21 protein-coding genes and 3 tRNA genes are annotated in these 24,926 nt (G+C 39.4%); 6 read left to right on the top strand and 18 right to left on the bottom strand.

Translation table 11 applies throughout. The annotated features are described in order from the left end of the window. Positions 1 to 15: 15 nt before the first annotated feature. From ACFQRG_RS19445 to ACFQRG_RS19460, 4 genes are all read right to left on the bottom strand, one after another. Positions 16 to 2,055 carry a polysaccharide lyase family protein gene (locus tag ACFQRG_RS19445; RefSeq protein WP_380969249.1) on the bottom strand — a complete coding sequence of 680 codons (2,040 nt, stop codon included), beginning with the start codon at positions 2,053 to 2,055 and terminating at the stop codon, positions 16 to 18. Between the two features lie 137 nt (positions 2,056 to 2,192). After that, complete coding sequence (locus ACFQRG_RS19450; protein ID WP_380969251.1) at positions 2,193 to 3,611, bottom strand: family 4 glycosyl hydrolase; 1,419 nt, start codon at positions 3,609 to 3,611, stop codon at positions 2,193 to 2,195. A gap of 103 nt (positions 3,612 to 3,714) precedes the next feature. Then, on the bottom strand, positions 3,715 to 5,268 hold the full coding sequence (locus tag ACFQRG_RS19455) for an MFS transporter (RefSeq protein ID WP_380969253.1): 1,554 nt from the start codon (positions 5,266 to 5,268) through the stop codon (positions 3,715 to 3,717). Positions 5,269 to 5,595: 327 nt separating this feature from the next. Then, complete coding sequence (locus tag ACFQRG_RS19460) at positions 5,596 to 6,276, bottom strand: GntR family transcriptional regulator (RefSeq protein ID WP_380969255.1); 681 nt, start codon at positions 6,274 to 6,276, stop codon at positions 5,596 to 5,598. Between the two features lie 435 nt (positions 6,277 to 6,711). On the opposite strand from ACFQRG_RS19460, the gene ACFQRG_RS19465 reads away from it, so the two are divergent. The 4 genes from ACFQRG_RS19465 (at position 6,712) to ACFQRG_RS19480 (ending at position 11,173) form a co-directional block, all read left to right on the top strand. After that, positions 6,712 to 7,890 (top strand): Gfo/Idh/MocA family protein, encoded by a 1,179-nt coding sequence (locus tag ACFQRG_RS19465; RefSeq protein ID WP_380969257.1) that lies wholly within the window; start codon positions 6,712 to 6,714, stop codon positions 7,888 to 7,890. Further along, positions 7,883 to 9,046, top strand: a complete 1,164-nt coding sequence (locus ACFQRG_RS19470) for a dihydrodipicolinate synthase family protein (protein ID WP_380969259.1) — start codon at positions 7,883 to 7,885, stop codon at positions 9,044 to 9,046. Before ACFQRG_RS19465 ends, ACFQRG_RS19470 begins: the two co-directional genes overlap by 8 nt. A gap of 2 nt (positions 9,047 to 9,048) precedes the next feature. Continuing rightward, complete coding sequence (locus ACFQRG_RS19475) at positions 9,049 to 9,858, top strand: sugar phosphate isomerase/epimerase family protein (RefSeq protein WP_380969261.1); 810 nt, start codon at positions 9,049 to 9,051, stop codon at positions 9,856 to 9,858. A gap of 103 nt (positions 9,859 to 9,961) precedes the next feature. Then, entirely contained in the window at positions 9,962 to 11,173 is a 1,212-nt protein-coding gene (locus tag ACFQRG_RS19480; protein ID WP_380969263.1) for a Gfo/Idh/MocA family protein, read from the top strand. Between the two features lie 53 nt (positions 11,174 to 11,226). Here ACFQRG_RS19480 and ACFQRG_RS19485 read toward each other — a convergent pair. From ACFQRG_RS19485 to ACFQRG_RS19520, 8 genes are all read right to left on the bottom strand, one after another. Next, positions 11,227 to 11,302, bottom strand: a tRNA-Phe gene (locus tag ACFQRG_RS19485). Between the two features lie 19 nt (positions 11,303 to 11,321). Further along, positions 11,322 to 11,397, bottom strand: a tRNA-Asp gene (locus ACFQRG_RS19490). Positions 11,398 to 11,581: 184 nt separating this feature from the next. Then, a tRNA-Met gene (locus ACFQRG_RS19495) sits at positions 11,582 to 11,658 on the bottom strand. Positions 11,659 to 11,865: 207 nt separating this feature from the next. Continuing rightward, the gene (locus ACFQRG_RS19500) at positions 11,866 to 13,152 is read right to left on the bottom strand and encodes an adenylosuccinate synthase (RefSeq protein ID WP_380969265.1); all 1,287 of its coding nucleotides are present in this window, start codon (positions 13,150 to 13,152) and stop codon (positions 11,866 to 11,868) included. Between the two features lie 490 nt (positions 13,153 to 13,642). After that, positions 13,643 to 15,010, bottom strand: coding sequence for a replicative DNA helicase (gene dnaB, locus ACFQRG_RS19505; RefSeq protein ID WP_380969267.1), 1,368 nt, complete (start codon positions 15,008 to 15,010; stop codon positions 13,643 to 13,645). Between the two features lie 33 nt (positions 15,011 to 15,043). After that, positions 15,044 to 15,487, bottom strand: a complete 444-nt coding sequence (gene rplI, locus ACFQRG_RS19510; RefSeq protein ID WP_380969269.1) for a 50S ribosomal protein L9 — start codon at positions 15,485 to 15,487, stop codon at positions 15,044 to 15,046. Further along, positions 15,484 to 17,460, bottom strand: coding sequence for a DHH family phosphoesterase (locus ACFQRG_RS19515; RefSeq protein WP_380969271.1), 1,977 nt, complete (start codon positions 17,458 to 17,460; stop codon positions 15,484 to 15,486). Before ACFQRG_RS19515 ends, rplI begins: the two co-directional genes overlap by 4 nt. A 29-nt stretch (positions 17,461 to 17,489) precedes the next feature. Beyond that, the gene (locus tag ACFQRG_RS19520; RefSeq protein ID WP_380969274.1) at positions 17,490 to 18,428 is read right to left on the bottom strand and encodes a YybS family protein; all 939 of its coding nucleotides are present in this window, start codon (positions 18,426 to 18,428) and stop codon (positions 17,490 to 17,492) included. A 439-nt stretch (positions 18,429 to 18,867) separates the two neighbouring features. Here ACFQRG_RS19520 and ACFQRG_RS19525 point away from each other — a divergent pair, with 439 nt between their 5' ends. Both ACFQRG_RS19525 and ACFQRG_RS19530 read left to right on the top strand, forming a co-directional pair. Further along, positions 18,868 to 19,770 carry a cation diffusion facilitator family transporter gene (locus tag ACFQRG_RS19525; protein WP_380969276.1) on the top strand — a complete coding sequence of 301 codons (903 nt, stop codon included), beginning with the start codon at positions 18,868 to 18,870 and terminating at the stop codon, positions 19,768 to 19,770. Positions 19,771 to 19,973: 203 nt separating this feature from the next. Beyond that, complete coding sequence (locus tag ACFQRG_RS19530; RefSeq protein ID WP_380969278.1) at positions 19,974 to 20,477, top strand: chemotaxis protein CheW; 504 nt, start codon at positions 19,974 to 19,976, stop codon at positions 20,475 to 20,477. A gap of 19 nt (positions 20,478 to 20,496) precedes the next feature. On the opposite strand, the gene rpsR is transcribed toward ACFQRG_RS19530, so the two are convergent. The 6 genes from rpsR to ACFQRG_RS19560 all read right to left on the bottom strand — a co-directional run bounded on the left by rpsR (position 20,497) and on the right by ACFQRG_RS19560 (position 24,801). After that, positions 20,497 to 20,724, bottom strand: coding sequence for a 30S ribosomal protein S18 (gene rpsR / locus ACFQRG_RS19535; RefSeq protein ID WP_380969280.1), 228 nt, complete (start codon positions 20,722 to 20,724; stop codon positions 20,497 to 20,499). An 88-nt stretch (positions 20,725 to 20,812) separates the two neighbouring features. Continuing rightward, positions 20,813 to 21,307, bottom strand: coding sequence for a single-stranded DNA-binding protein (ssb, locus tag ACFQRG_RS19540; RefSeq protein ID WP_380969282.1), 495 nt, complete (start codon positions 21,305 to 21,307; stop codon positions 20,813 to 20,815). Between the two features lie 25 nt (positions 21,308 to 21,332). Beyond that, positions 21,333 to 21,623, bottom strand: a complete 291-nt coding sequence (gene rpsF / locus ACFQRG_RS19545; protein WP_380969285.1) for a 30S ribosomal protein S6 — start codon at positions 21,621 to 21,623, stop codon at positions 21,333 to 21,335. A 276-nt stretch (positions 21,624 to 21,899) separates the two neighbouring features. Beyond that, on the bottom strand, positions 21,900 to 23,000 hold the full coding sequence (gene ychF, locus ACFQRG_RS19550) for a redox-regulated ATPase YchF (RefSeq protein WP_380969288.1): 1,101 nt from the start codon (positions 22,998 to 23,000) through the stop codon (positions 21,900 to 21,902). A 199-nt stretch (positions 23,001 to 23,199) separates the two neighbouring features. Beyond that, positions 23,200 to 23,400 (bottom strand): DUF951 domain-containing protein, encoded by a 201-nt coding sequence (locus ACFQRG_RS19555; RefSeq protein ID WP_380969291.1) that lies wholly within the window; start codon positions 23,398 to 23,400, stop codon positions 23,200 to 23,202. A gap of 18 nt (positions 23,401 to 23,418) precedes the next feature. Beyond that, entirely contained in the window at positions 23,419 to 24,801 is a 1,383-nt protein-coding gene (locus tag ACFQRG_RS19560; RefSeq protein ID WP_380969294.1) for a glycine--tRNA ligase, read from the bottom strand. Between the last annotated feature and the right edge of the window lie 125 nt (positions 24,802 to 24,926).

Genomic DNA, 24,926 nt, shown 5'->3' on the forward strand with positions numbered 1-24,926 from the left:
GTCATTTTTTTGGATTTAAATTTTATCTATTATTGCATTTAAATCTGTGTTTAAAATTTCCTTTGTACTTTCATAGCCGTCTGTATTTAAGGAACGGTTATTTAATAATCTTTTAAAATCCTCTAAATGCTTTATTGCTAGTCTATGATCTCCGTTATTGAGTTGATGCTGAGCCAAATCCAGTCTTTTTTCCAGCTGGTCTGCCAGAGGATGATCTAGCTTTTCAGATGATAAAAATCCTTTAACTAATTGACGGACAGTTGCTATGTCTCCAGGTTCATCTGTATCAAGCATAATCGCGTCATACATGACCGATCCGCCGTTAGTTAAATTAAAAGTAATTGTATTTTTTCCTTTTTTAAGCAATGCAGCATTGAATTTAATTTTCTCTAGATGGTAATGCCCGCTTTGGTTTGCACTCCTATAAATAGCTTGATCATTATCATATGAAAGTTTGTTAACGGTCGTCCCATTTACCTTTACAGCTATATTTGGGTTGTTAGAGGCAGCTGCAAGGGCTACTGTTAAATCAGCATCACCTTTGTAGTGTTTATTAAGGTTAAAATTGACTTGCCAATCCCCTTTTTTTGTTTGAGCATAATACCAATTTTTAGAGTCCCGGCTTTTACCAATGGTATAAGTTAGATCAGCAGGCGTCATACCCATCCATTTATAATTACGCAGTTTATCGCCATATTTAAATTCACCTGCCTTTCTGTCGGATTTACCAATTTGCCAATGAATAAAGTGATTTTTGGCAGGAGACCAATTGACAGTTCCAAGACTTTTAACAGGACCTTTAACCTCTACATTATCCTTCTCCAGCTGATCCGTTATTGTTCCATTTGCAGCGTAGGCATAAAGCGAATATTTCCCGGGACGAACATGAGGGATTGTAAAATTGCCGTGAGAATCAGCTTTTCCATAGAAAATATAACCAGTTGTTTGACTGTAAAAGTCACCTCCCGGCTGCGCAAGGACAACTATCGCTCCTGCAGCGGAACGGCCATCCGTAACATGTAAACGGCCGGTAACTTTTGTTCTGTTTGTTGGATAAAGAGGGTCGTTCATCCACTTATACGGCCATTTTGCTTCTTCAATTTTTGCCTGATGATTAGCATCTTTAATGACCGACTGATGACTGCCCGCATTTATATAAACAAACCATGGTCCGTATAGCTTCTGCCACCCTGGAGGGACTGTCAGGTTACCCGTACCAAAGTGCCTGCTTGTCATATAATTTAAGGCAATTGCGTCTTGATGGACTAACAAATCCTGCTTCAATGGCCCTCCCGGGTAATATTCTGTGCCAGCCGGGATAAACCAAGCGCCGAACCCGTGTCCATAGTGCCCCCATACAGGATTATCGCTAAAATATCCGGCATAATCGTATTTAGTATAATAGTTTCCGTTCGGCAGCTGCCATGTTTCATCCTGGACTTCTGGCAAAGTTTCTAAATAACCGTATCTCGGCTGTTGGCCCGTCCTTTCAGAATTGTAGGCATAATCAAAAATATCGCGGTCAAACCGGTAAATAGATCGCAATTCCTCAATAGATACACTTTTCTTATTATTGTTCTTTGCGACAACATAAGAATAGATCCCGCTTTTTCCTTTCATCATAATAATATGATACTCAAGATAAAGCTCACCCGTATCATCAATATAGGCGATGTGTGCCGTATTTGCTGTATGCTTGATGATTTTCAATTTGCTGACGTTTAAATGTTTAACCCCGTCTTTCGTATGATAATCTACATAAAATGTATGTTTTTTATCCGGATCATTTTCAGCACCATCTAAATGGCTGACCAGCTCTTGTCCATTTTTTATTAATGAATAGACCATGCCCTGACTATTAAACTTTATTGTTATTAAACCATTCGACAAAGTTGCATTCTTCCCGTTTACAGTAAGACTTACATTTTCATCGTTTTTTTCTTTTGATGCAGCTTTTACAGGATGAAACACTGTAAGATTGCCTAGGAGTAAAATAATGACCGCAATTAAACTTACTAATTTAAATTTCTTAAATCTAAGGCAGCTTTGGCCCATTAAAATGCCCCCTTATTATGATTTTTTACAAGACTGCCGGTTAGCAGCCTTGCCATTCACTGCGAAGAGTTTATAAGTTTTATCCCAATAAGTTCAACGTAACCATCAGTGGTGATGAACAATCCCCCCCATTAATATCAAATATCCCATCCAGGTAAATAGTCTTTTGTATTTTCAATCATTTCATTGAATAATTTTTCTGCCTTATATCTGGAAATATTGGCAACCAATGGTTCATTAATAAAGGCATTGAAGGCTAATTGTTTATCTTTATTTAGGGCGGCTTGTAAAACAGATTCCTGATTATATACATGTCTTTGAACCATGTTATGAATATCAAGCGGCAATTGTCCGGCCATGACAGGCAACACACTGTCTTTTCGAATCAAAGCATTTGTCTCTACAACAGATCCTAATGGGAGCCCGGCAATTTGGCCTTGGTTCGGAAGGTTAACATTAGTGACCAAATCCCCCATTCCAAGAAGCGCCAAAATCATTTCAACTCCTTCTTCACCGGAAGGCCTGACTTCTAATTGCTCCTCTCCGGAAAGCAGCTTTTGATTTTTATTGATTTTCTCCTGTTGATCTTGAATACGAAAATCAACTGGAGTCAGCCTGAACTTCCACGCCTTGACGGTTTCAGGATCCTTTAAATACCATGGCGGCATAAATTCAGCAAGATGCCTGTCACCAGCTGCGGCTATTAACCCATATCTTTTAAATAAGTCGAATTTCACTCTGTTGCATGATTCAAATACACTTTCCCGCCAGGCACCTTTTTTTATCTCGTAGCCTTCTTCATAATACTTATCAACAAACGTCTGATACAAAGGCATTAAATCAATATTTTTATAGGAAGCTCGATTAATCCATGTAAAATGGTTGATTCCAAGAACATTAATCTTTATCTCTTTTCGGCTTTTTACTTCTATTTCTAGTAAATCTGTTACCATATGAGCTAATAATTCTTGTGTATGGAACACTTCGTGGCAGCAGCCGAATGCCTTAATTTCCGGAAATATTTCATAAAGGGTTCGGGTGCATAAAGACATTGGGTTAGTATAGTTAATGACCCATGCATTAGGCGCAAGAGCTTTTATATGATTGGCAATGTCAGCGTAGATCGGAATGGTACGGCATGCCCTCATTAATCCGCCTGGTCCTGCCGTATCGCCGACAGATTGATAGATACCATATTTCTCAGGCTGATGCACATCAGATCCCATTGCCTGAAAAGAACCCGGAAGAATAGAAATAATAACAAAATCTGCACCCTGCAATGCTTCTTGGATGGTTTGTACAGCTTGATAATGCCATTTTCCTTTAACATCCGGATGTTTTGATAAAAGATTACCAACCTTTTCATTATCTAATGCTGCTTTAAAGTTAATATCATATAAAGCGACTGTTCCGGAAATTTTACTTTCTAACGCAAGGTCAGACATTAATCTTTTTGCCCAACCTTGTGATCCGCCGCCAATATAGGCAATCTTAATATCTTTGACAGTGTCCTCAATTTGTTCCTTATTGTTTTCTTTTAATTCTTTTAACGCCATTTTTACACCTTCCTAAATTATTATTTCTAATAACAACGTTGTTATTTTGATTCATTAACTGATCTCATAAATATATGCTGTAACAAGGATAAGAAGATTTTGACTATATAGAATTTGATATTTCCTGACTGTTTTTATTTTTGTATTTCATTCTATTTTTATAACCAACTGGATTATTGCCCCATGCCTTCTCATAATCCCAACCTGTTAATTGTTTAACTACCTTGCGTGTCTCATCATCTGCCTGACTCTTAGAGCCGCCGTTTTTTAATCTCTCTATTTCATTTAATAAGGTCCGATGGGTTTCTTTCGTTAATTGATATCTAAAGGAAATGATCAAACCAGCAACAAGAAAAGCCAATGTACCAACTATTAAAATAGCCAAAATAGCATTAAGAGCAGAAGAAGGCTGTTTTGAATGTCCCGAAACAAAGCCAAACGCATCTAAAATTTCACCGACAAGGAAGACTGCTAGTGCCTGGGAAGCCTTACGGACAATGCTCATCATCCCAGCAAATACGCCCTCTCTCCTTTGGCCGGTCAATATTTCATCAACATCAGGTACAAATGTGTAGTTATTCCACGGAATATAGTTAAGTCCGCCTCTTCCTAATCCTGCAATACCTATCATAACAGTCAACAACATCATCAAACTTGATGGATTAGCAAAATATATGACGACTAAGCCAATGACACTAATCAAGAAAAACATAATAGCCGTTCTATATGCGGGTCCAGGATTTAATTTAACAGTGATAGTTAAGGCTATCCCTACGCCTATAATTTGAAATATATACATCACTGTCATCATATTCGAAGCAACGACAGCATTTTGCGCGAGTGAGAACACAATGAAATAAGTGAACACTGCATTGAAAATATCTTGACTAAGATATGCCCCCAAATACATACCTAAATGTTGCCTGAATGTTTTAATCCTTAAGGTTGATATGAGATCAATATATGCCTTTTTAAGATTTTCAAAGAAAGGCAATTTTTCTTCTTGTTTTTCTCCAGCCTCTATTTCCTCTAAAGATCGCTCCCATGTGAATTTATAAACGAGCGTCAAGACAATCATAAAAATAACTGTAAAAATCAAACCAGCATACAAAAATGTCGTTGGATTGTCTTTTCCTAATGCTTTAACCAATCGTCCTGGAATATAAGCCGCAAAAACGGCAGATAATTGAGCAATAAACATTCTGGCTCCGGTAAATTTTGAGCGTATTTTATAATCTGTTGTCATCTCAGCAGCTAAGGTGTCGTAAGGAATCAATATCATCGAGTAGACTACTTCAAATAAAATATAAGTAAGCAGGTAATACCAAAAGTTCATTCCGCCAACCCAAATTAATGTATAAGAAATTACAAGTGGAATGGATATTAATATAAAAAACTTCCTTCTCCCAAACCTTTTACCCAATTTCGTCTTATGAAAGTTGTCTGTTATATACCCCATAATCGGCGCTGCAACAGCATCTACAACCCGGGCAATGGCAAAGATAATTCCGCCTTCAGCGGCTGACAAACCGCAAAAAGTTGTATAGAAATACAACAACCAAGCGCTGGTTAATGCAAAAGCCCCTGCGCCAAGAAAATCGTTTGAACCATATGCGATATAATTGATAAACTTTGGTTTTCTAACTTGATCACCCATTTTTTCACCTCATTTTTCCAGAAAAATTTTTAGTTTTGAAAGGAAACGCTTTCATAAAATGTTCAAATCGGGTTATTCTTAAAATGATTCAAGCAACTTTTCTTATTAATCACCTCCCTTAAGAAAAGTGCTGATTTGTTAGTTTCTACCCTGTTTAAAGTCCAGCTTCAATTCAAACCATTGCTTTATATTTTGTTAAATCCAATATATCAATATTTATTTATGTTATTTTATTACTGTTTACTTTTGTTTTTAGGTAAAAAAAGACATATAAATTATAATGGCAATAATTTATATGTGAAAAACAAAAGAGGTAATTAAAAGTATTTATTTCTTTCTGTTAATGTAATCCATGTAGTCTTTCAGAGCGTTTCTATTATGCTCTTTTGTTAACTGCTCTACTTTTACACTATCTTTCTCTTCTATCGCTTTTACTATAGCACGATGTTCTTCTTGCGATTGAATATGTCTATGAAACAAAACCTCGCTGAAAAAATAGCGCCGAATCCTATCCCATTTATTTAAGACCTTTGATATCATTTCTTTAAGCATCGGCATTTCTGTAACATTGACTATTGTCATATGAAACTCGGCATTCAGCTTTCCCCAATCTTCGTATTTGCCATTCTTAATGACCGCATCCATATTCAGCAATAGTTCATTAAGCGCGGATAAATAATCATTTGTCATTTTCTGAACGGCAACCCGGGAAGCCACTGTTTCCAATCCTTCTTTTAAAGTAAACGTTTCTACAATAGATTCAGTCGTAATTTCTGAAACAATGGCACCTGTATGTGTCCCATACTCTACTAAATCTTCGGAATGAAGCAAGCGAAGCGCTTCACGTACCGGTATTGAACTTACCGAAAGCTGTTTCGCTATATCTCCTATAATTAACTTTTCCCCGGGTTCAAGTTCACAGCGCATAATAGCTTCCCGCAACACTTGAAAGACATACTCTTGTTTAGACTTATAAACAACATTCTGAGGGATTTTTATCTGTTCCATATGCCCCACGCCCCATAATTAACATAATTTTATAACAGTATATCATAATAACATAATTAACTTTTTATAGACATTGTGTAATACCAACCCCAGTTTGATAAAGATAATACTTTGGATAAGGTAAACTCATAACCGGGAGATAATTAACTACATATTTAGTCTTTAAAAGTTAACGCAATGTTTAAAAAATATATAATATATAATTTTATTTTTATAATAAACAATATCATTTACTTTGTAAACTGATAATCATTCTTTCTCATAAAATTCATTTCATCCTGAAAATTACCTTACCCCTGCATCAACTGCATTAACTATTATTATTCGAAAATGTCATTTTACTTCCCTCCTTGAAATTGATAAAATATTATAATAATATATAGTATATAATCTATAATTGTAATTTAAGTTACTTAGGAAGGGGCTATTAACAATATGCGAAAGATTGGCATTATCATGAATGGCGTAACTGGAAGAATGGGAACCCGTCAGCACTTGGAGCGATCTATTGTTGCTATTCGAAAACAAGGAGGCACTGTTTTACCCGATGGAACCAGAATCATGCCGGATCCTATTCTTATTGGGCGCAATGAAGATAAATTGCAAGCTTTAGCTGAAAAGTATGATATAGAGAAGTGGAGTACTGATTTGGATAAAGCATTGGCTGATCCATATTATGAAATTTACTTTGACTCACAAACGACAAATCGCAGGGCCGACTCTGTAAAAAAAGCCATAGCGGCAGGCAAGCATGTATATTGCGAGAAACCAACAGCAGTGTCATCTGAAGAAGCTCTGGAATTAGCCCGGTTGGCTTATGAAAAGAATGTCAAAAACGGCGTTGTCCAAGATAAACTGTTTTTGCCGGGCTTCCTTAAACTTAAGCGGTTAATTGACAGCGGTTTCTTTGGAAAGATCCTTTCAGTACGGGGGGAATTTGGTTATTGGGTTTTTGAAGGAGACTTGCAGCCTGGACAAAGGCCATCCTGGAATTACCGGAAAGAAGATGAGGGCGGTATCATTGTCGATATGCTTTGTCACTGGCGTTATGTTCTCGATAATATCTTTGGCGAGGTAAAAAGTGTTTCTTGTTACGGGAAAACGCATATTCCTAAAAGATGGGATGAAGCTGGTCATCCATACGAGGCAACGGCTGACGACGCCGCTTATTCTACATTTGAACTCGAGGACGGGATTATTGCCCACATTAATTCTTCTTGGTGTGTCCGTGTTAACCGTGGCGAACTCTTTGAACTGCAAGTCGATGGTACAGAAGGCAGTGCCGTAGCAGGATTGCGTGAATGTAAAATTCAACATCGAATGAATACGCCAAAAGCGATTTGGAACCCTGATATTCCTGACGAAAACGACTACCGTTCTCAATGGATTGATGTTCCTTTGAACGATGAACCTGAAAATGCCTTCAAAATTCAATGGGAGATGTTCCTTAAACATGTCGTCAATGATGAACCATTCCCTTATGACCTGCTGCAAGGAGCAAAAGGCGTACAATTGGCTGAGCTCGGTTTGAAATCTTGGGATGAACGCCGTTGGCTTGATGTTCCTGAACTTAAGATTGAACAGGCAGCTAACAGGGGGCTTAACCATGTCTAAGCAAATCCTTCTCCCCCGGGCAAATGGAAAAATTGAACCGTACACTCCGAAAAAAAAGGATATGCCTGAAACGCTTGACGGTCCGTCAAAAAGCCGGTCTGTTTTTTCGGCAGCACACGTTGTTGCTGACCCGCTCGCAACTACCGATCCATCATCAAGTGCGGCACTTGATTGGGAAGCGACACTTTCCTATAGACGCTACTTATGGTCGTTAGGGCTGTCTGTAGCTGAAGCCATGGATACCGCGCAACGCGGCATGGGGCTTGATTGGGATGCAACAAAAGAGTTAATCAGACGCTCTGTGGCCGAAGCAAAAGTCTATAACGGCGGTATCGCCTGCGGAGCGGGTACCGATCATTTAGATTTAACGCCCGCTATTAGCCTTGATGACATCATAAGAGCATACGAGGAACAATGTGAATATATCGAAGGGGTCGGCGGGCGAATGATACTTATGGCAAGCCGTGCGCTGGCAGCTGTTGCTAAGGGGCCTGATGATTATGTCAAAGTTTACGGGAAAATTCTTTCTCAAGTGTCACAGCCTGTCATTATTCATTGGCTCGGAGATATGTTTGATCCGGCGCTTAAAGGCTATTGGGGTCACCATGATAAGGAAACGGCTATGGAGCTGTGCTTAGCCATTTTAAATGAATATGCATCGAAAATTGATGGTATTAAAATTTCTTTACTGGATGCTGATCTTGAAGTGAAAATGCGCCGCAGATTGCCGGACGGCGTTAAAATGTACACCGGTGATGATTTTAATTACGCTGATCTTATCCTTGGTGATGAACAAGGTTACAGTCATGCGCTGTTAGGTATTTTTGATGCGATTGCACCGCTTGCATCCGCAGCCCTTAAGTCACTTGACGCGGGCGATACGCAAAGTTTTAAAAATATTCTTGGGCCGACGGTGCCGTTAAGCAGACATATTTTTCAAGCGCCTACCCAATTTTATAAGACAGGCGTCGTCTTCCTCGCCTACCTTAACGGGCATCAATCTCACTTTAAAATGGTAGGCGGCCTTGAGAGCATGCGCTCAACGGCCCATTTATCCGAACTCTTTATATTGGCTGACCAAGCCGGCATGCTTTTAGATCCGGAACATGCAGCAGTTCGTATGGAAAAAGTCCTTAATGTAGCGGGGGTCGTTTAAATATGGATATTCAACGTCTCAGTCTTAACCAAATCACATGCGAAAACAACAGTTTAATAGAAGTCGTAGAAAATTGTCAAAATGAAGGCATTGATTGGATTGCCCCTTGGCGTCATAAAATAGCTAATGCCGGCCTAAAAGAAAGTGCTCGTATCATTCGTGAGGCAAATCTTAAAGTCTCAAGCCTTTGCCGCGGCGGCATGTTCCCAGCTGCTTCAAAAGCTGAGCGGCTCAAACGGATTGACGAAAATCGAAGGGCTATTGATGAAGCAGCGGAACTTGGTACAGATGTCCTTGTCCTTGTATGCGGCGCCGCTCCTGACCGCGATATCGATGGTGCAAGAGCTATGGTGGAAGAAGGTATAGAAGCGCTTATTCCATATGCAGAGCAGGCCGGTGTTAAATTAGGGATTGAGCCGCTTCATCCTTCATTTGCCGCTGACCGTTCTGTGATCGTATCATTAGGGCAAGCAAATGATATAGCAGAGCGCATTTCATCTCCTCAGGTAGGCGTTGTTATCGATGTCTACCATGTATGGTGGGATCCTAAGCTTTATGAGGAAATAGAACGCTCTTCAGGACATATATTAGGTTTCCATGTCAATGACTGGTGTAAAGATGCAGGAAATCCGCTAACCTCAAGAGGAATGATGGGCGATGGTGTGATAGAATTGAAACGTATTCGCCATGCTGTAGAAGACGCGGGCTACAATGGTCCAATCGAAGTTGAAATTCTTAACGATAAGATTTGGGAAATGCCTTGTGATAAGACCCTTAAACTTACAAAAGAACGCTTTCTGGAACTTGTCTAGATACATCGTTAATACGTTTAAAATTTTTAACCCGGTCTAATAAAAATAGCTGAAGTCTATGATTGTATTGATCATAGACTTCTTCATGTAAGGAGTAAAAGTCATGGTAAAATCTGTTTCAGTTGTCTTAGTTGGCATCGGGGGCTATGGAAATTTATACGTTAACCGTATCATGAACAATAGCCTTCCAAACAATGTGTCCATAGCAGGTGTCGTAGATCCGCATCCGGAAAATTGCGAGCATTATGATTGGATTAAGGAAAACAATATTCCTGTTTATACATCAATTGAAGACTTTTATAAAAAGCATTCAGCTGACTTAGCTATTATCTCTACACCTATTAACTTTCATGCGTCGCAAACGTGTTATGCTTTAAATCACGGCAGCAGCGTACTTTGTGAGAAGCCGATGAGTGCAAGTGCCAAGGATGCTGAAATGATCATCAATACACGCAACCGAACCAAAAAATTTGTTGCTATTGGATTCAACTGGTCGTTTACTTCTTCTGTTCAACAACTTAAACAGGATATTATTGACGGAGTTTTCGGAAAGCCTAAACGCTTAAAAACAATGGTTCTTTGGCCACGAAATGAAGATTATTATCATCGTGCATCTTGGGCAGGAAAAAAACGCAACCAAAATGGCGAATTAATTTTGGACAGCGTGGCGAATAATGCAACAGCTCACTTTTTGCATCATATGTTTTATCTTTTAGGTTCTAAAACCGATGAAAGTGCCCGCTTAACCCATTTAACAGCTGAACTTTACCGCGCCAACCAAATTGAAAATTTCGATACTTGCGCCGTTAAAGCACAGACAGAAGATAATATCGATATTTTATTTTACGCCGCTCATCCTGTTAAAGACGAAATCGGCCCTAAGTTTACCTTGGAGTTTGAAAAAGCAACCATCACCTATTCAATGGAAGACAAAACCGATGTTATTGCCCGCTTTCATGATGGCACAGAAAAAAGATACACCGATCCGGAAAAAAATCATTTGCAAAAATTCGAGACATGTATTGAAGCTATTTTAAAGGGAAATCAAGACATCCTTTGCGGACCGGAAGCTTCTTTCCCGCACACTTTATCTATCAATGCTATGCAGGAGTCGGTCACTGATATTCCTAATTTTCCAAAAGAATTAATTAAACGGGATAAAGCAACAAATTTAATTTGGGTAGATGGCCTAGAGGAAACCTTAATTAACTGTTATGATCATTGGATGTTACCGAATGAGATAGGAATTAACTGGAGTGTAAAAGGAAAGACCATCGATTTAACATATCATAAATCTGTTTTTAAAAATTTGTAACTAACTGCCAAAAAGCACGCTGTCATGGGACAGCGTGCTGAATTTGCAATAAATGGTGGCTCGAGACGGAATCGAACCGCCGACACGAGGATTTTCAGTCCTCTGCTCTACCGACTGAGCTATCGAGCCACAAACGTTTACTTATGTATGGCGGTCCCGACCGGATTTGAACCGGCGATCTCCTGCGTGACAGGCAGGCATGTTAACCACTACACCACGGGACCTTCCTAGATGTTAGACAAACTCTCATAAGAAGTAATATATGTATAAGATGTTGGACGTTAGAAAAAAGACTATTCTTCTCTGAAAAGCTTTATCTCTACTTCTAATTTCTAGATTGGTTGCACTAAAACACTCAGATATAAAACGAACATGAAATTTATTCGACGTAGTTCGTTAGATAAATATTGGTTGCGGGGGCAGGATTTGAACCTGCGACCTTCGGGTTATGAGCCCGACGAGCTGCCAGACTGCTCCACCCCGCGATGATAATCAATGAAGAACGCAGTCGTTAAACTGTCTCTTCCTCTTCTAGTTAAAATGCAGTTTTAGTTATACCGCCGAGGTAAGTTATTACTTAACGCGACAACATAATTAATTATATCACCTTAAAAAATAAATGCAAGGGGTTTTTTAAAAAAATTTTAAAGGCACCAGTTGCAACCTGTACTGGCGCCTCTAAACAGCTTTATTTATGCAAACACACCACGGACAAGGCGTGTTTGTTCACGATCCGGACCGACAGAGAAAATGGATAAAGGAATACCAGTCAGCTGAGATACGCGTTCAACATAGTGCCTTGCGTTTTCAGGAAGGTCTGATAATGTTTTTGCGTTCGTAATGTCTTCTTTCCAGCCTGGCATTTCTTCATAAACTGGTTCACATTTGCTAAGGATGTTTAGGCTTGCCGGGAATTCTTCGATCGTTTTACCGTTATATTTGTATGCCACACAAATCTTTACCGTATCAAGACCTGAGAGAACATCTAAGCAGTTTAAAGATAGGTCTGTCATACCGCTGACACGGCGGGCATGACGGACAACGACGCTGTCAAACCAGCCGACGCGGCGAGGACGGCCTGTTGTTGTTCCGTATTCATTGCCAACGTCACGGATGCGATCGCCGATTTCATTATTTAACTCAGTAGGGAACGGGCCGTCACCGACTCTTGTTGTATAAGCTTTAGTAACACCGACAACATGCTTGATTTTAGAAGGGCCTACGCCGGAACCAATTGTGACGCCGCCTGCAACAGGATTTGATGAAGTAACAAATGGATACGTACCTTGGTCTATATCAAGCATAACACCTTGTGCACCTTCAAATAAAACTCTTTTGCCTTGATCAAGCGCATCATTTAAAACAACGGATGTATCGCATACATAAGATTTAATTTCTTCACCGTAACCTAAATATTCATCAAGAATATCTTCCAAACGGAGACCGTCTGTTTCATAAACTTTTTCTAAAAGCCTGTTCTTTTCTTCTAAGTTTTTCTCAAGCTTTTCTTTAAATGTTTCCGGCTCTAAAAGGTCAGCCATCCGGATGCCGACACGTGCTGCTTTATCCATATAAGCCGGGCCGATACCTTTTCTTGTTGTGCCAATTTTATTTGAACCTTTGCTTTCTTCTGCGGCAATATCAAGTTTAATGTGATAAGGCAAGATTAAGTGAGCACGGTTGCTGATGCGAAGGTTGTCTGTTGAAATACCGTTATCGTGCAGATATTTAATTTCTTCAACTAATGCTTTTGGATCAACAACAACGCCATTGCCAATGACACAAATCTTATCATCATAAAAAATTCCTGATGGAATCAGATGCAGTTTGTACTTCTTGCCATTAAAAACAATTGTATGACCAGCGTTGTTGCCGCCTTGATAGCGAGAAACAACTTCAGCATTTCCAGAAAGATAGTCAGTGATTTTACCTTTCCCTTCGTCGCCCCATTGAGCTCCTACGACTACTACAGAAGACATTGTAACGCCCCCAAATTTATCAAAATGTAGAGGATATCCAAAGAGTCCGGGAAACATGGCTGTCGAATTTCTTCGTTGCGCCGCTCCGGTTCTCACGGCTTCCGCGCCTCGAACTTCCGACGCACAGGACGTGCTAGTACTGGCGTTGTCACATGGACGTGACGTTTTTAGCCAGTGTCGGCCCTGTTTGTCCTCCCTTTGGACACACACTGTAAGTAAATATCATTCTCTAAACAACACATTAAGTTTATCAAGTTTAAGCATTAAAAGTCAATGAAAAAACGAACATTAAATTATATTACTAACTTTATTGTTCGATATTTTGTTGTTTTTAATAATTGTTATGTATGTATAACATTATTTATCTTAACAGCAAAAACCATACATAAAAAGTATTTTTGTTTTGATTTAAATTATTGGTGCTATGAATTTAGGTCGTCTAACATTTTCATTTTCTAAAAAGAAATCCTCCGCAAATTGCGGAGGAAAATTATGCGCCAGGCGGCATATCGCTTTCATTGTGTTTCCGGTCAAGATTAACAAACTTGTTATATTCCTTGATAAAAGCCAGTTCAACTGTGCCGACCGGACCGTTACGCTGCTTAGCAATAATGATTTCTATGATATTCTGTTTCTCTGATTCTTTGTCATAATAGTCATCACGATACAGGAAGGCAACGATATCCGCATCTTGTTCAATACTTCCCGATTCACGGATGTCAGACATCATCGGACGCTTGTCCTGCCTTGCTTCAACACCACGGGACAGCTGAGAGAGGGCAATGACAGGGACATTTAATTCCCGGGCAATAGCCTTCAATGTCCGTGAGATTTCCGAGACTTCCTGTTGGCGGCTCTCAGAACGGCTGGAGCCGCTGCCTTGGATGAGCTGCAGGTAGTCTATTAAAATCATGCCCAGCCCTTTTTCCTGTTGCAGACGGCGGCATTTCGCCCGTATATCATTGACCCTGATACCCGGTGTATCATCAATGTAAATACCGGCATTGGACAGGCTGCCCATTGCCATCGTCAGTTTCTGCCAATCCTCTTCTTCCAAGCGCCCTGTTCTGAGTCTTTGCGCATCAATGTTGCCTTCTGCACAAAGCATACGCATCACGAGCTGCTGGGCGCCCATTTCAAGACTGAAAATCGCTACATTATCATCTGTTTTCGTTGCAACATTTTGAGCTATATTTAAGGCAAATGCTGTTTTACCAACTGATGGCCGTGCCGCCACTATTATTAAGTCATTTTTTTGGAATCCGGCAGTCATTTGGTCTAATTCGATAAATCCTGTAGGGATGCCCGTTATATCCTCTTTACGGTTTTGCAGCATCTCTATATTATCATAGGCTTCTATCAATACATCTTTAATAGATTGAAAGGCGCTCGCTCTTTTCCGTTGAGCAACCTCCAGAATTGTCTTTTCAGCATCATCCAGTATGCTGTCAACTTCATCTTCCCGAGTATAGCCGTCTGAAACAATGCTTGTTGCCGTACGTATTAACCGCCTTAGCAATGACTTTTCTTCGACTATTTCACTGTAATATTCAATGTTCGCGGCTGTCGGTGCTGAATCCGCAAGCTCGCTTAAATAAGAAACACCCCCGACTTCATCAAGTCTTTTCTGATTACGAAGTTCAGAGGTTACCGTAATAACATCAACAGGCTCTCCACGTTCGGCTAATTCCAGCATCACGGCATAGATGCTTTGATGTGCTGCCCGGTAAAAATCTTCAGGTATGAGCACTTCCGAAGCCGTGACAATAGCCGGGGGCTCAAGGAATATCGCCCCCAAAACAGCCTGTTCAGCTTCAATGCTATGCGGAGGTGTTCTGTCCGCAAATAAGTCACTCATATATATAAATCTCCTCTTGTAGAAGTTACCTTTTTATTGTTCAGTGACATGAACCTTCAAAGTCGCTGTAACATTATGGTGAAGCTTAACAGGTACATCAGTGTACCCGAGTGTTCTAATCGGTTCATTTAACTCTATTTTCCTTTTATCAACTTTAATGTTTTTGCTTTTCAGAGCTTGTGCAATTTGTTTGCTGGTAATAGAACCGAATAGACGGCCGCCTTCTCCGGACTTTGCCTTTAATTCAATATTTAAGTTCTCAATGTGATTTTTGAGTTCTTCTGCTTGCTTTTGTTCTTCTTCCGCGCGCTTTTCTTCGCCCTTCTTCTTAATTTCCAGCTGCTTCATGTTGCCTTTATTAGCCTCTACTGCTAATTTCTTTGGGAAAAGAAAATTGCGTGCATAACCTTCAGAAACATCCTTTACCTCTCCAGCTTTTCCTTTGCCTTTGACATTTTCTAAAAAAATCACCTTCATGATTCTTCTTCTCCCCCTTCAATATACTCATTAATAGTAGATTGCAGTTTTTCCTTAGCCTCTTCAAGACTTATATCTTCAAACTGGGTTGCGGCATTTGTTAAATGGCCGCCGCCTCCCAGACTTTCCATAATCAATTGTACATTGATTTCTCCAAGAGAACGGGCACTTATGCTTACTTTTCCGTCCAGCCGAAGTGCAATAACGAATGACGCCCGTATGCCATCCATTGACAGTAATATATCGGCCGCTTGGGCAATGAGTACTTGATCATATTTTTCATCTTGTTCTCCCATGCCAATCGCAATGCTGTCATTATAAATTTCGCTGTTCTTAATCAGCTTTGCACGCCGTTTATACTGCTTAAGGTCCTCACGCAATAATTTTTGAACCAGGACAGTATCAGCGCCATGACTGCGCAAATAAGAGGCAGCATCAAAAGTTCTTGAACCCGTTCTGAATGTAAAACTCTTTGTATCTACGGTAATGCCTGCAAGCATAGATGTTGCTTCGATGAGATCAAGACTTAATGTCTTAGGCTGATATTCAAGCAGTTCTGTAATTAATTCTGAAGCTGATGAAGCATAAGGCTCCATGTATACAAGGATCGGATCACTGATAAATTCTTCGCCCCTGCGGTGATGATCAATAACAACGATACGTTCCGACTTTGACAAAAGTTTAGGCTCCATAACCATTGACGGCTTACTTGTATCGACAACAACAACAAGCGTCCGTGCTGTGATGCGATCTATAGCTTCTTCCGGTGAAATAAATTTATTCCATAATTCATCTTTATTCCGTATTTCTTCAATAAGCCTGATGACGCCAGTTCCATAATTCTCAGGATCAAGAACGATGCTTGCTTTCCTGTCATTAGCCTTGGCAATCTTCATGATCCCGATGCACGAGCCAATCGAATCCATATCGGGCTGTTTATGTCCCATAATGATCACTTGATCACTTTCAGATACGAGCTCTGATAACGCGTGGGAAATAACCCTTGCTCTTACCCGGGTTCTCTTTTCAACAGGATTGGACTTACCGCCGAAAAACTTCACTCTGCCATGCGGTTCTTTAATCGCAACCTGGTCCCCTCCTCGCCCTAAAGCAAGATCCAATGCCGATTGAGCAAGCTGACCTAACTCGGTTAACGAATGCATGTTAGAACCGATACCTATGCTTAACGTTAATGGCACATGGCTTTGTGTTGTTAATTCACGTACATTATCCAAAATACTAAACCTTGATTTCTCAAGTTCCTTTAATATTTGTTGGTTTAAAACAGCAAAAAATTTGTCCGAAGAAAAGCGTTTTAAATAAATACCGTAATCGGCTCCCCAATCTTTAATCATAGCCGTTATATCGTTATTAATGTTACTTTTGACCTGATCTTCCATTCCCTGCGTCACTTCATCATAATTATCAAGATATATAATAGCAAAGACTGACTGTTCATTGTTATAACGTGCTTCAATGTCTGTCAGTTCTGTGACATCGGAAAAATAAAGAAGCCGTTCTTCACGTCTAAACGTCACACAATAACGCCGCTTCTGAATCTTGATAACCTCTTCCTCGGAATCCCCTTTTATAATAGGGATGAGGGCTTCAGAAACCAAATTTAAAGAATTACCCAGAAAGGATTCTCCGCCGGTTAGAGAGACCATATAAGGATTCATCCATTCAATGTTATGATCATTATCATACAGAATAATTCCGATCGGCATTTGCAGCAATGCCTCATCGCCGACTTTCTTTAAACGATGAGACAACGTGCTAATATAAGCTTCTAAATCTTTCTTATACGCAGCATCGTTGCGAAGGACCCAATAAAAGATAACAGCTAATAAAATAATCCCTACTAAGCCAATAATCCAATTAAAAATGGCTGTAAAGGCGATATATATGATACATAATACTCCAAGGACTATTAGCTGATCTTTACGCCAACGATGTTTAAGTTGTTTCGGCATACTGTCAGCTCCTACTGTTTAATGAGCATTTATTTCTTTTTCAGCCGCGCTCTTAAATCAAAACCTAAATCAATTATACCTAATACGCGAATAATATAAAGTAAGATCGGTCCTGTTAATAAGGAAATAATTACTACAATAATCGGTACAGATGTATGGATATTTTTCGCGTAACATAAATAAAAGATAAAAGCAAAGCCTTGAATCATCACCACAAGTTCAAGGATTGCATAAACATTAACCACTACAGTAAACAGCCATTGATTTGGCTCAAGATGACCGAAAAGCTCGATAATCAAGGCGGCTAAGAAATACCAGATAAGACTTCTTGGAAAGCGCCACTCTCTAAACGGCGGCCATTTCGGAAAGTCAACGCGCAATCTTCTCAGGATAGGCGTACTGACCAATTCAGTGATTAAGGCATTGAAAACACCCGTTATAACCATTACAGCAGGCACCATATAAGTCATCATATTCATGCTTTGCCGTAAAATATCCATTTCCTTTTTGGCATCTTGCTGAAATGAACCACTCAGTTTTTGGGCTGTATCAAAAGACTTTGTCATCATTTGCTTTATCATTTCCATAGGGTCTATATGGAAGAAAGTGACGACCACTCCATAAAGTAAGATAATAACAAAAATATTAGCTAAGCTTCCGCCTAATAATATCACCAATGCAGATTTTTTTAAATGCAATAAATAGCCCATGACTAATCCGGAAAGCAGAAAATACAAAGCCATAACAGGCGGCAAAATCCCTGTAAGAAGCAGCGATAAAAGCAAAGAAACTATTAACACCAAAATACCTGGTTTCAAGCTGTTTTTCGCTGTAAAATAGATTATCGGCAGCGGCAGGAACCACATTGTAATAATACTGACAAACGGGATGTATGTTGTTATTAAAAAAATACATAGAAAAATTGCGGTAGACAGTGCTCCTTCAGCAAGAACCCTTGTTTGCTTCATTAATTAACGCCACCTCTAATTCCACATTAATATAAAGACTGTTCAAAGGTCAGGAAAATATTTGTCCCAGCCCCGAACACACCCCCTATATAAAAAATCCTTTTGTTAATTTTTAAAAGGATTAAGCTTTATCATTAATAAGCATATAAAAATAATGCTATAACATCTACTATACAAAAGTCTATACAAAATGCAAAGTTATCATATTTTAACCTGAATTTAAAATGGTATTCTATTGAAGTTTTAGTAAGATTTCTTTATACTTAAGTTACACTTTAGATCATTGAATGATCTAAAACATTCTTTAAACTTTGAGCAGGTGCTGTTATGACCTTTTATAAAATCATTTTACATAACATATATTATAAAGAAAATGCCGACCATAATACGGGGTCGGTTTTATTTTGCCTTAAGGCAAATTCAATGGGGTGATTCAATCATGCCTGTACAAGGTTCAAAATTATTTGCAGCATGGATTAGTTTAATTAGTAATTTTTTATTAACCGTTTTGAAAATCCTTGTCGGAGCTATTTTCCATAGTACCGCACTGATTGCTGACGGTGTGCATAACGGCGGTGATGTAATTGCCTCGATTGCAACCCTAAGTTCCATGAAACTCTCTAAGCAGCCGGCTGATAAGGAACATCCATATGGACATGGCAAGGCTGAGGATATTGCTTCGGGTATGATTGCGATCATTTTAGGGCTTGCCGCTTTATTTCTAATTTATGAGTCAGTGATGTCTTTATTAAAACCGGCAGTAAACATCAGCTTATGGGCCTTTGCAGCAGCGCTTGTTTCACTCGTTTGGAAATATTTATTGTATATTTACACGATCAAGATTGGTAAAAGAGATAAGAGCAAGAGTTTGCTTGCTACCGCTTATGACCACCTTGCCGACGTCTATGCTTCCTTTGCTGCTGTTATCGGACTTGGCATTGCCTGGGTCGGCGACATATTTAATATTTCGCTTGCGGCTTATGGAGATCCGCTCGCAGGTATTATTGTCTCTATCCTCGTTTTAAAAGTCGCCATTAAAATGGGAGCGGATTCCGTCAATGTTCTAATGGAAAGCAGTGTTTCACAAGAAAAGCAAGATGGGTACAGCGATATTATTTTATCCTTTTCGGAAGTCAAGCGAATTGACCGCCTTCGGGCAAGGGAGCATGGCAATTATATTTTAGTTGATGTAAGAATTAGTGTACCTGGAAATATGACCATCCAGGAAGGGCATAATGTTACGAAAAAAATTCGTAATACAATTATGAAAAAAAACGAAGACGTTGAAGAAGTCCTCATCCATTTAAACCCTTGGTATCCGGAAAAACATCCAAACAAATAAATAAATAAAGAAAACTTGACTGGTGCCAAGCCGTAAAGGCGCAGGCAACTGCTTAGTTGCGCTTATACTTTATACCTAAAATTTGCCCCTTCGTCGAATTATCATCTGTGCTGCAAATTTATACTTTCTTAAAGTGTTAAAAATCCGGGTTTTTTCGCCGAAATAATAAATAGAGTTATTGTCTATTGTTACGAGGTGATTTAATGCCCTATACTGACGTATCTGTGAATGAAATAATGACTTTCAATATTGGAAACAAGGTTATCGGGCTCGATATCCATCACATAATGGAAATCATTGAACCCCTTCCCGTTGTCAACGTCCCCCATTGCCACCGTTTTTTTAAAGGATTCATTCGTCACAGAAACGATATTATTCCCGTTGCAGACCTTTATAACGTTTTTGGCGTCTCAGAACCGCCCTTAACAAGCAAAAGCAGCGGGAAATATGTTATAACATCATATCATAATCGAAAAATTACTCTTACTGTTCAAAACGTCAATCAAATAAATAAATTTAATCACGTATCGCTGGAAAAAGATTTTCTTTCTGAGGATTTAAAATCAATCGTGTCATCTGTCATAAAGGACAATGATAATGAGATAATCATGTTAAACACTGATGCCCTTTTCAGCGTAATAAAAACTTTAAATCAGAGAAAGTATCTGGACATATACAAACATAAATTAAAAACACAGCAGTCATGACTGCTGTGTTCTTATTTATTTACTCAGTTGTGTATGGCAGAAGAGCCATTTGACGAGCGCGTTTGATTGCACGAGTCAATTGACGTTGGTATTTTGCACTTGTACCAGTTACACGACGAGGTAAAATTTTACCGCGTTCTGAAACGAAACGTTTGAGAAGGTCAACGTCTTTGTAATCGATATAAGTGATGTTATTCACTGTAAAATAACAAACTTTACGACGTTTACCGCGTCCGCGACGTGCCATTTCACATTCCTCCTTTATTCTTTTTTTATCCGTTCAATACGCTGTTCAAAAAGCGTGAGGAAAGTCATCCCCGCTTTGAACTCTTATTTTAAAATGGTAAATCATCATCCGAAATATCAATCGGCTTACCATCATTCGCAAATGGATCATCATCAAACGGGTTTTTATAGTCCTGATTTTGATTATGATTTTGGTTATTGTTATCTCTTGGCGGTCCTGGCTGAAAGTCATTTCCAAAGTTGTTATTATTCCTGGAACTCGAACCCTTCGGCTCCAAAAATTGCACGCTGTCAGCGACAACTTCTGTAATGTAAACCCGGCGGCCTTCGTTATTTTCAAAGCTTCGCGTTTGCAGGCGGCCGTCCACTCCTGCCAAACTTCCTTTATTCAAGTAATTGGCGGCATTTTCAGCTTGTCTGCGCCAGACGACAACTTGAATAAAATCAGCATCACGGTCGCCCTGTTGATTCGTAAAAGGACGATTGACTGCAATGGTGAAGTTAGCTACTGCAACACCATTAGGCGTATATCTAAGCTCGGGGTCCTTCGTCAACCGGCCAACCAATACCACTCGATTAATCATCAGAACCTCTCCCCATTAAAAAAGATTATTCACGCTCATCGCTGATAACCATGAAACGCAGAACATCGTCATTGATTTTTACAAGACGATCAAATTCATTGATAGCCTCATTTCCAGCAGTTACATAAAGGACAGTATAAACGCCATTGTTATAGTCCTTGATTTCATAAGCCAGGCGGCGTTTACCCATTTCGTCTACTTTATTAACTTCAGCACCGTTGTCAGTTAAGATGCCGGCAAGCTTTTCTTTAGCTGCTTTCTCGCTTTCTTCATCAAGATCCGGACGAAGAATATACATAATTTCGTATTTACGCACGTTAGTCACCTCCCTTTGGTCTAAACGGCTCCATTATGGAGCAGAGAGCAAGTCTTCTCACTCACAGATATCTATTATAGCAAATCCAAAATGGTTCTACAAGTACGTGTTCAAAAAGGAGGACAAAAAGAGCCGAGAAGTTCAAGGAAGCGCAGTCTCCGAGCACCGGAGCGTATACTTTTAATACGTGAGGAGCGGAGGAGCAAGCTGACGCGGAAATTCGACAGCACTTTTTCCCGGACTTTTTGAACATCCTCTACAAGATTAGACTGTAAATTATACATTAAATCTGAAGTGGATAATATCTCCATCTTGGACAATGTATTCTTTTCCTTCAAGCCGTAACTTTCCTTTTTCCTTTGCACCGGAGAGTGATCCGGCAGCCATTAAATCTTCATAAGAAACAACTTCTGCCCTAATAAAACCCCGTTCAAAATCAGTATGAATAATACCCGCAGCCTGCGGCGCCTTCATACCTTGTCGGAAAGTCCAGGCACGGACTTCTTTTTCGCCCGCTGTAAAATAAGTAGCCAGCCCCAAAAGATTATAAGCCTTTTCAATAAGCTGATCGAGGCCTGAACGTTCAATGCCCAGTTCTTCCAGAAAAGTTTGTTTCTCTTCCCCTTCTAATTCTGCTATTTCCGATTCAATTTTTGCAGAAATAACGACAACTTCTGAACCATCCTTCTCAGCAAAGTCTTTGACTTGTTTGACAAACTCGTTGTCTTCAGGTGAAAGAATATCTTCTTCCGATACGTTAGCAACATATAATACAGGCTTTTGCGTTAACAGATTTAAGTGTTTAACCGCATGCTCCTCATCTTCTGTTAATTCAACACTTCTGGCAGTTTGTTCATTTTCAAAGGCTTCTTTTAATTTAGCGAGAGCAGAAAATTCAACAACAGCTTCTTTATCCTTTTGCTTGGCTAATTTTCCAACGCGGTCAATCCGCTTATTAATAGATTCTAAATCAGCCAAAATTAATTCCAGATTAATTGTTTCAATATCATCTATAGGATCTACTTTACCGGAGACATGGGTAATATTTTTATCTTCAAAGCATCTGACAACATGTGAAATAGCATCAACTTGACGTATATTCGCCAGGAATTGGTTGCCCAAACCTTCACCTTTGCTTGCCCCTTTAACTAATCCGGCAATGTCCGTAAACTCAAAGGTAGTTGCAATTGTTTGCTTTGGTTGATACATCTCTGTCAGTTTTTCAAGACGCTCATCAGGTACATTCACAATGCCGACATTTGGATCAATTGTACAAAATGGATAGTTTGCTGACTCTGCGCCAGCTTGTGTTATAGCATTAAATAAGGTTGATTTACCAACATTAGGTAAGCCAACAATTCCTGTCGTTAACGCCATCGTCCACACTCCTTCATATAATCGCTCAATGACAGTCCATTCCAATTATATGGACTGGCCAGATAAAATACAAGTGACAACTTACAGCCAGATTACAACGTACAAAAAAGAGGGCTATTAACCCTCTTTTATTTATCAGTTTGCTTTCTATTCTATCGCGCTGATTCGCTATTTCCTGGGAAATTTCGACTTAAACTTTTTATTCTTCTTCGGTAACAACTCTTTTTAACTTTTTCTTAAATTGGCTCCTTGGAATCAAAACACTATGGTCGCACCCTTGGCATTTAATCCTGATATCAGCGCCCATACGAATGATTTTCCATCTATTTGTTCCACATGGGTGCGGCTTTTTCATCTCTACAATATCATTTAAATCAAACGAAACCTCTTGTTGACTCATAAGCTCACCCCTAACCTTTTAAAAGTTAACTTTGCTGTCTAAGAATGCCTTTAGTTCGTTAATCGGCATACGGACTTGCTCCATTGTGTCTCTGTCGCGAACGGTTACTTGGCCGTCTTCTTTTGAGTCAAAGTCATAGGTAATACAGAATGGTGTGCCGATTTCATCGTGGCGTCGGTACCTTTTACCAATTGATCCTGTTTCATCATAATCAACCATATAATCTTTGGAAAGATCAGCAAAAACTTGCTGGGCTTCATCTTTTAATTTTTTAGATAAAGGAAGCACTGCTGCTTTGTAAGGTGCAAGCGCCGGATGCAAATGAAGCACATGGCGGCTGTCATTTTCTCCAATTTTCTCTTCTTCAAAAGCATCAATGAGGAAAGCCAAAGTGACACGGTCCGCGCCTAATGCCGGTTCGATACAATAAGGAATATAACGTTCATTCGTTTGCTGGTCAATGTAATTCATATCTTCCCCGGAAACTTCCATATGGCGTTTCAAATCAAAGTCAGTTCTTGATGCAATTCCCCATAACTCTCCCCAGCCAAATGGGAATTTATATTCGAAATCTGTTGTTGCATTGCTGTAGTGTGAAAGCTCTTCTTCAGAATGATCCCTTAATCTTAATTTTTCTTCGTTCATGCCAAGGGAAATTAACCAATCTTTACAATACGTCTTCCAATAATCAAACCATTTCATTTCTTCGCCAGGCTTGCAGAAGAATTCCAACTCCATCTGTTCGAATTCTCTTGTTCTAAAGGTGAAGTTTCCTGGTGTAATCTCATTACGGAATGACTTACCAACTTGTGCTATGCCAAACGGCAGCTTTTTCCTCATCGTTCTTTGCACATTTTTAAAATTGACGAAAATGCCTTGCGCCGTTTCCGGACGCATATAAATTTCATCGGCACTTGTTTCGGTAACACCTTGATACGTTTTAAACATAAGGTTAAATTGTCGAATCGAAGTAAAATCATGCGCACCGCAATCCGGACAATTAATATGATACTTTTTAATGAGTTCTTCCATTTTTTCAAAAGGCATGCCATCAACAGGCTGATCAAGCTGCGAGTCATCTAATTGGCTTTCGATCAGTTTATCGGCACGATGACGGCTTTTACATTGCTTACAATCAATCATAGGATCATTAAAGTTAGTCAAATGGCCTGAGGCTTCCCATGTCTTTGGGTTCATTAAAATAGCTGAATCTAAACCTACATTATAGGGAGATTCTTGTACAAACCTTTTCCACCAAGCTCTTTTTACATTATTTTTAAATTCAACACCTAACGGGCCGTAATCCCATGTATTAGCTAATCCGCCATAAATCTCTGAACCAGGGAAAATAAATCCTCTTTGTTTGGCAAGATTGACAATTTGATCCATTGTTACAGTCATTTCAATCACTCCTAGAAATTAAAATAAGCTCTCATCCCTAAGGCGCTCAGCCTAGGGACGAGAGCTCCAGCTCACGCGGTTCCACCCTAATTGGTACGCAAAGCGTACCCTCTTTTTTTATTGCC

The organism is Scopulibacillus cellulosilyticus (genome assembly GCF_042665295.1).
In the GTDB taxonomy this organism is placed as follows: Bacteria; Bacillota; Bacilli; order Bacillales; family Sporolactobacillaceae; genus Scopulibacillus_A; species Scopulibacillus_A cellulosilyticus.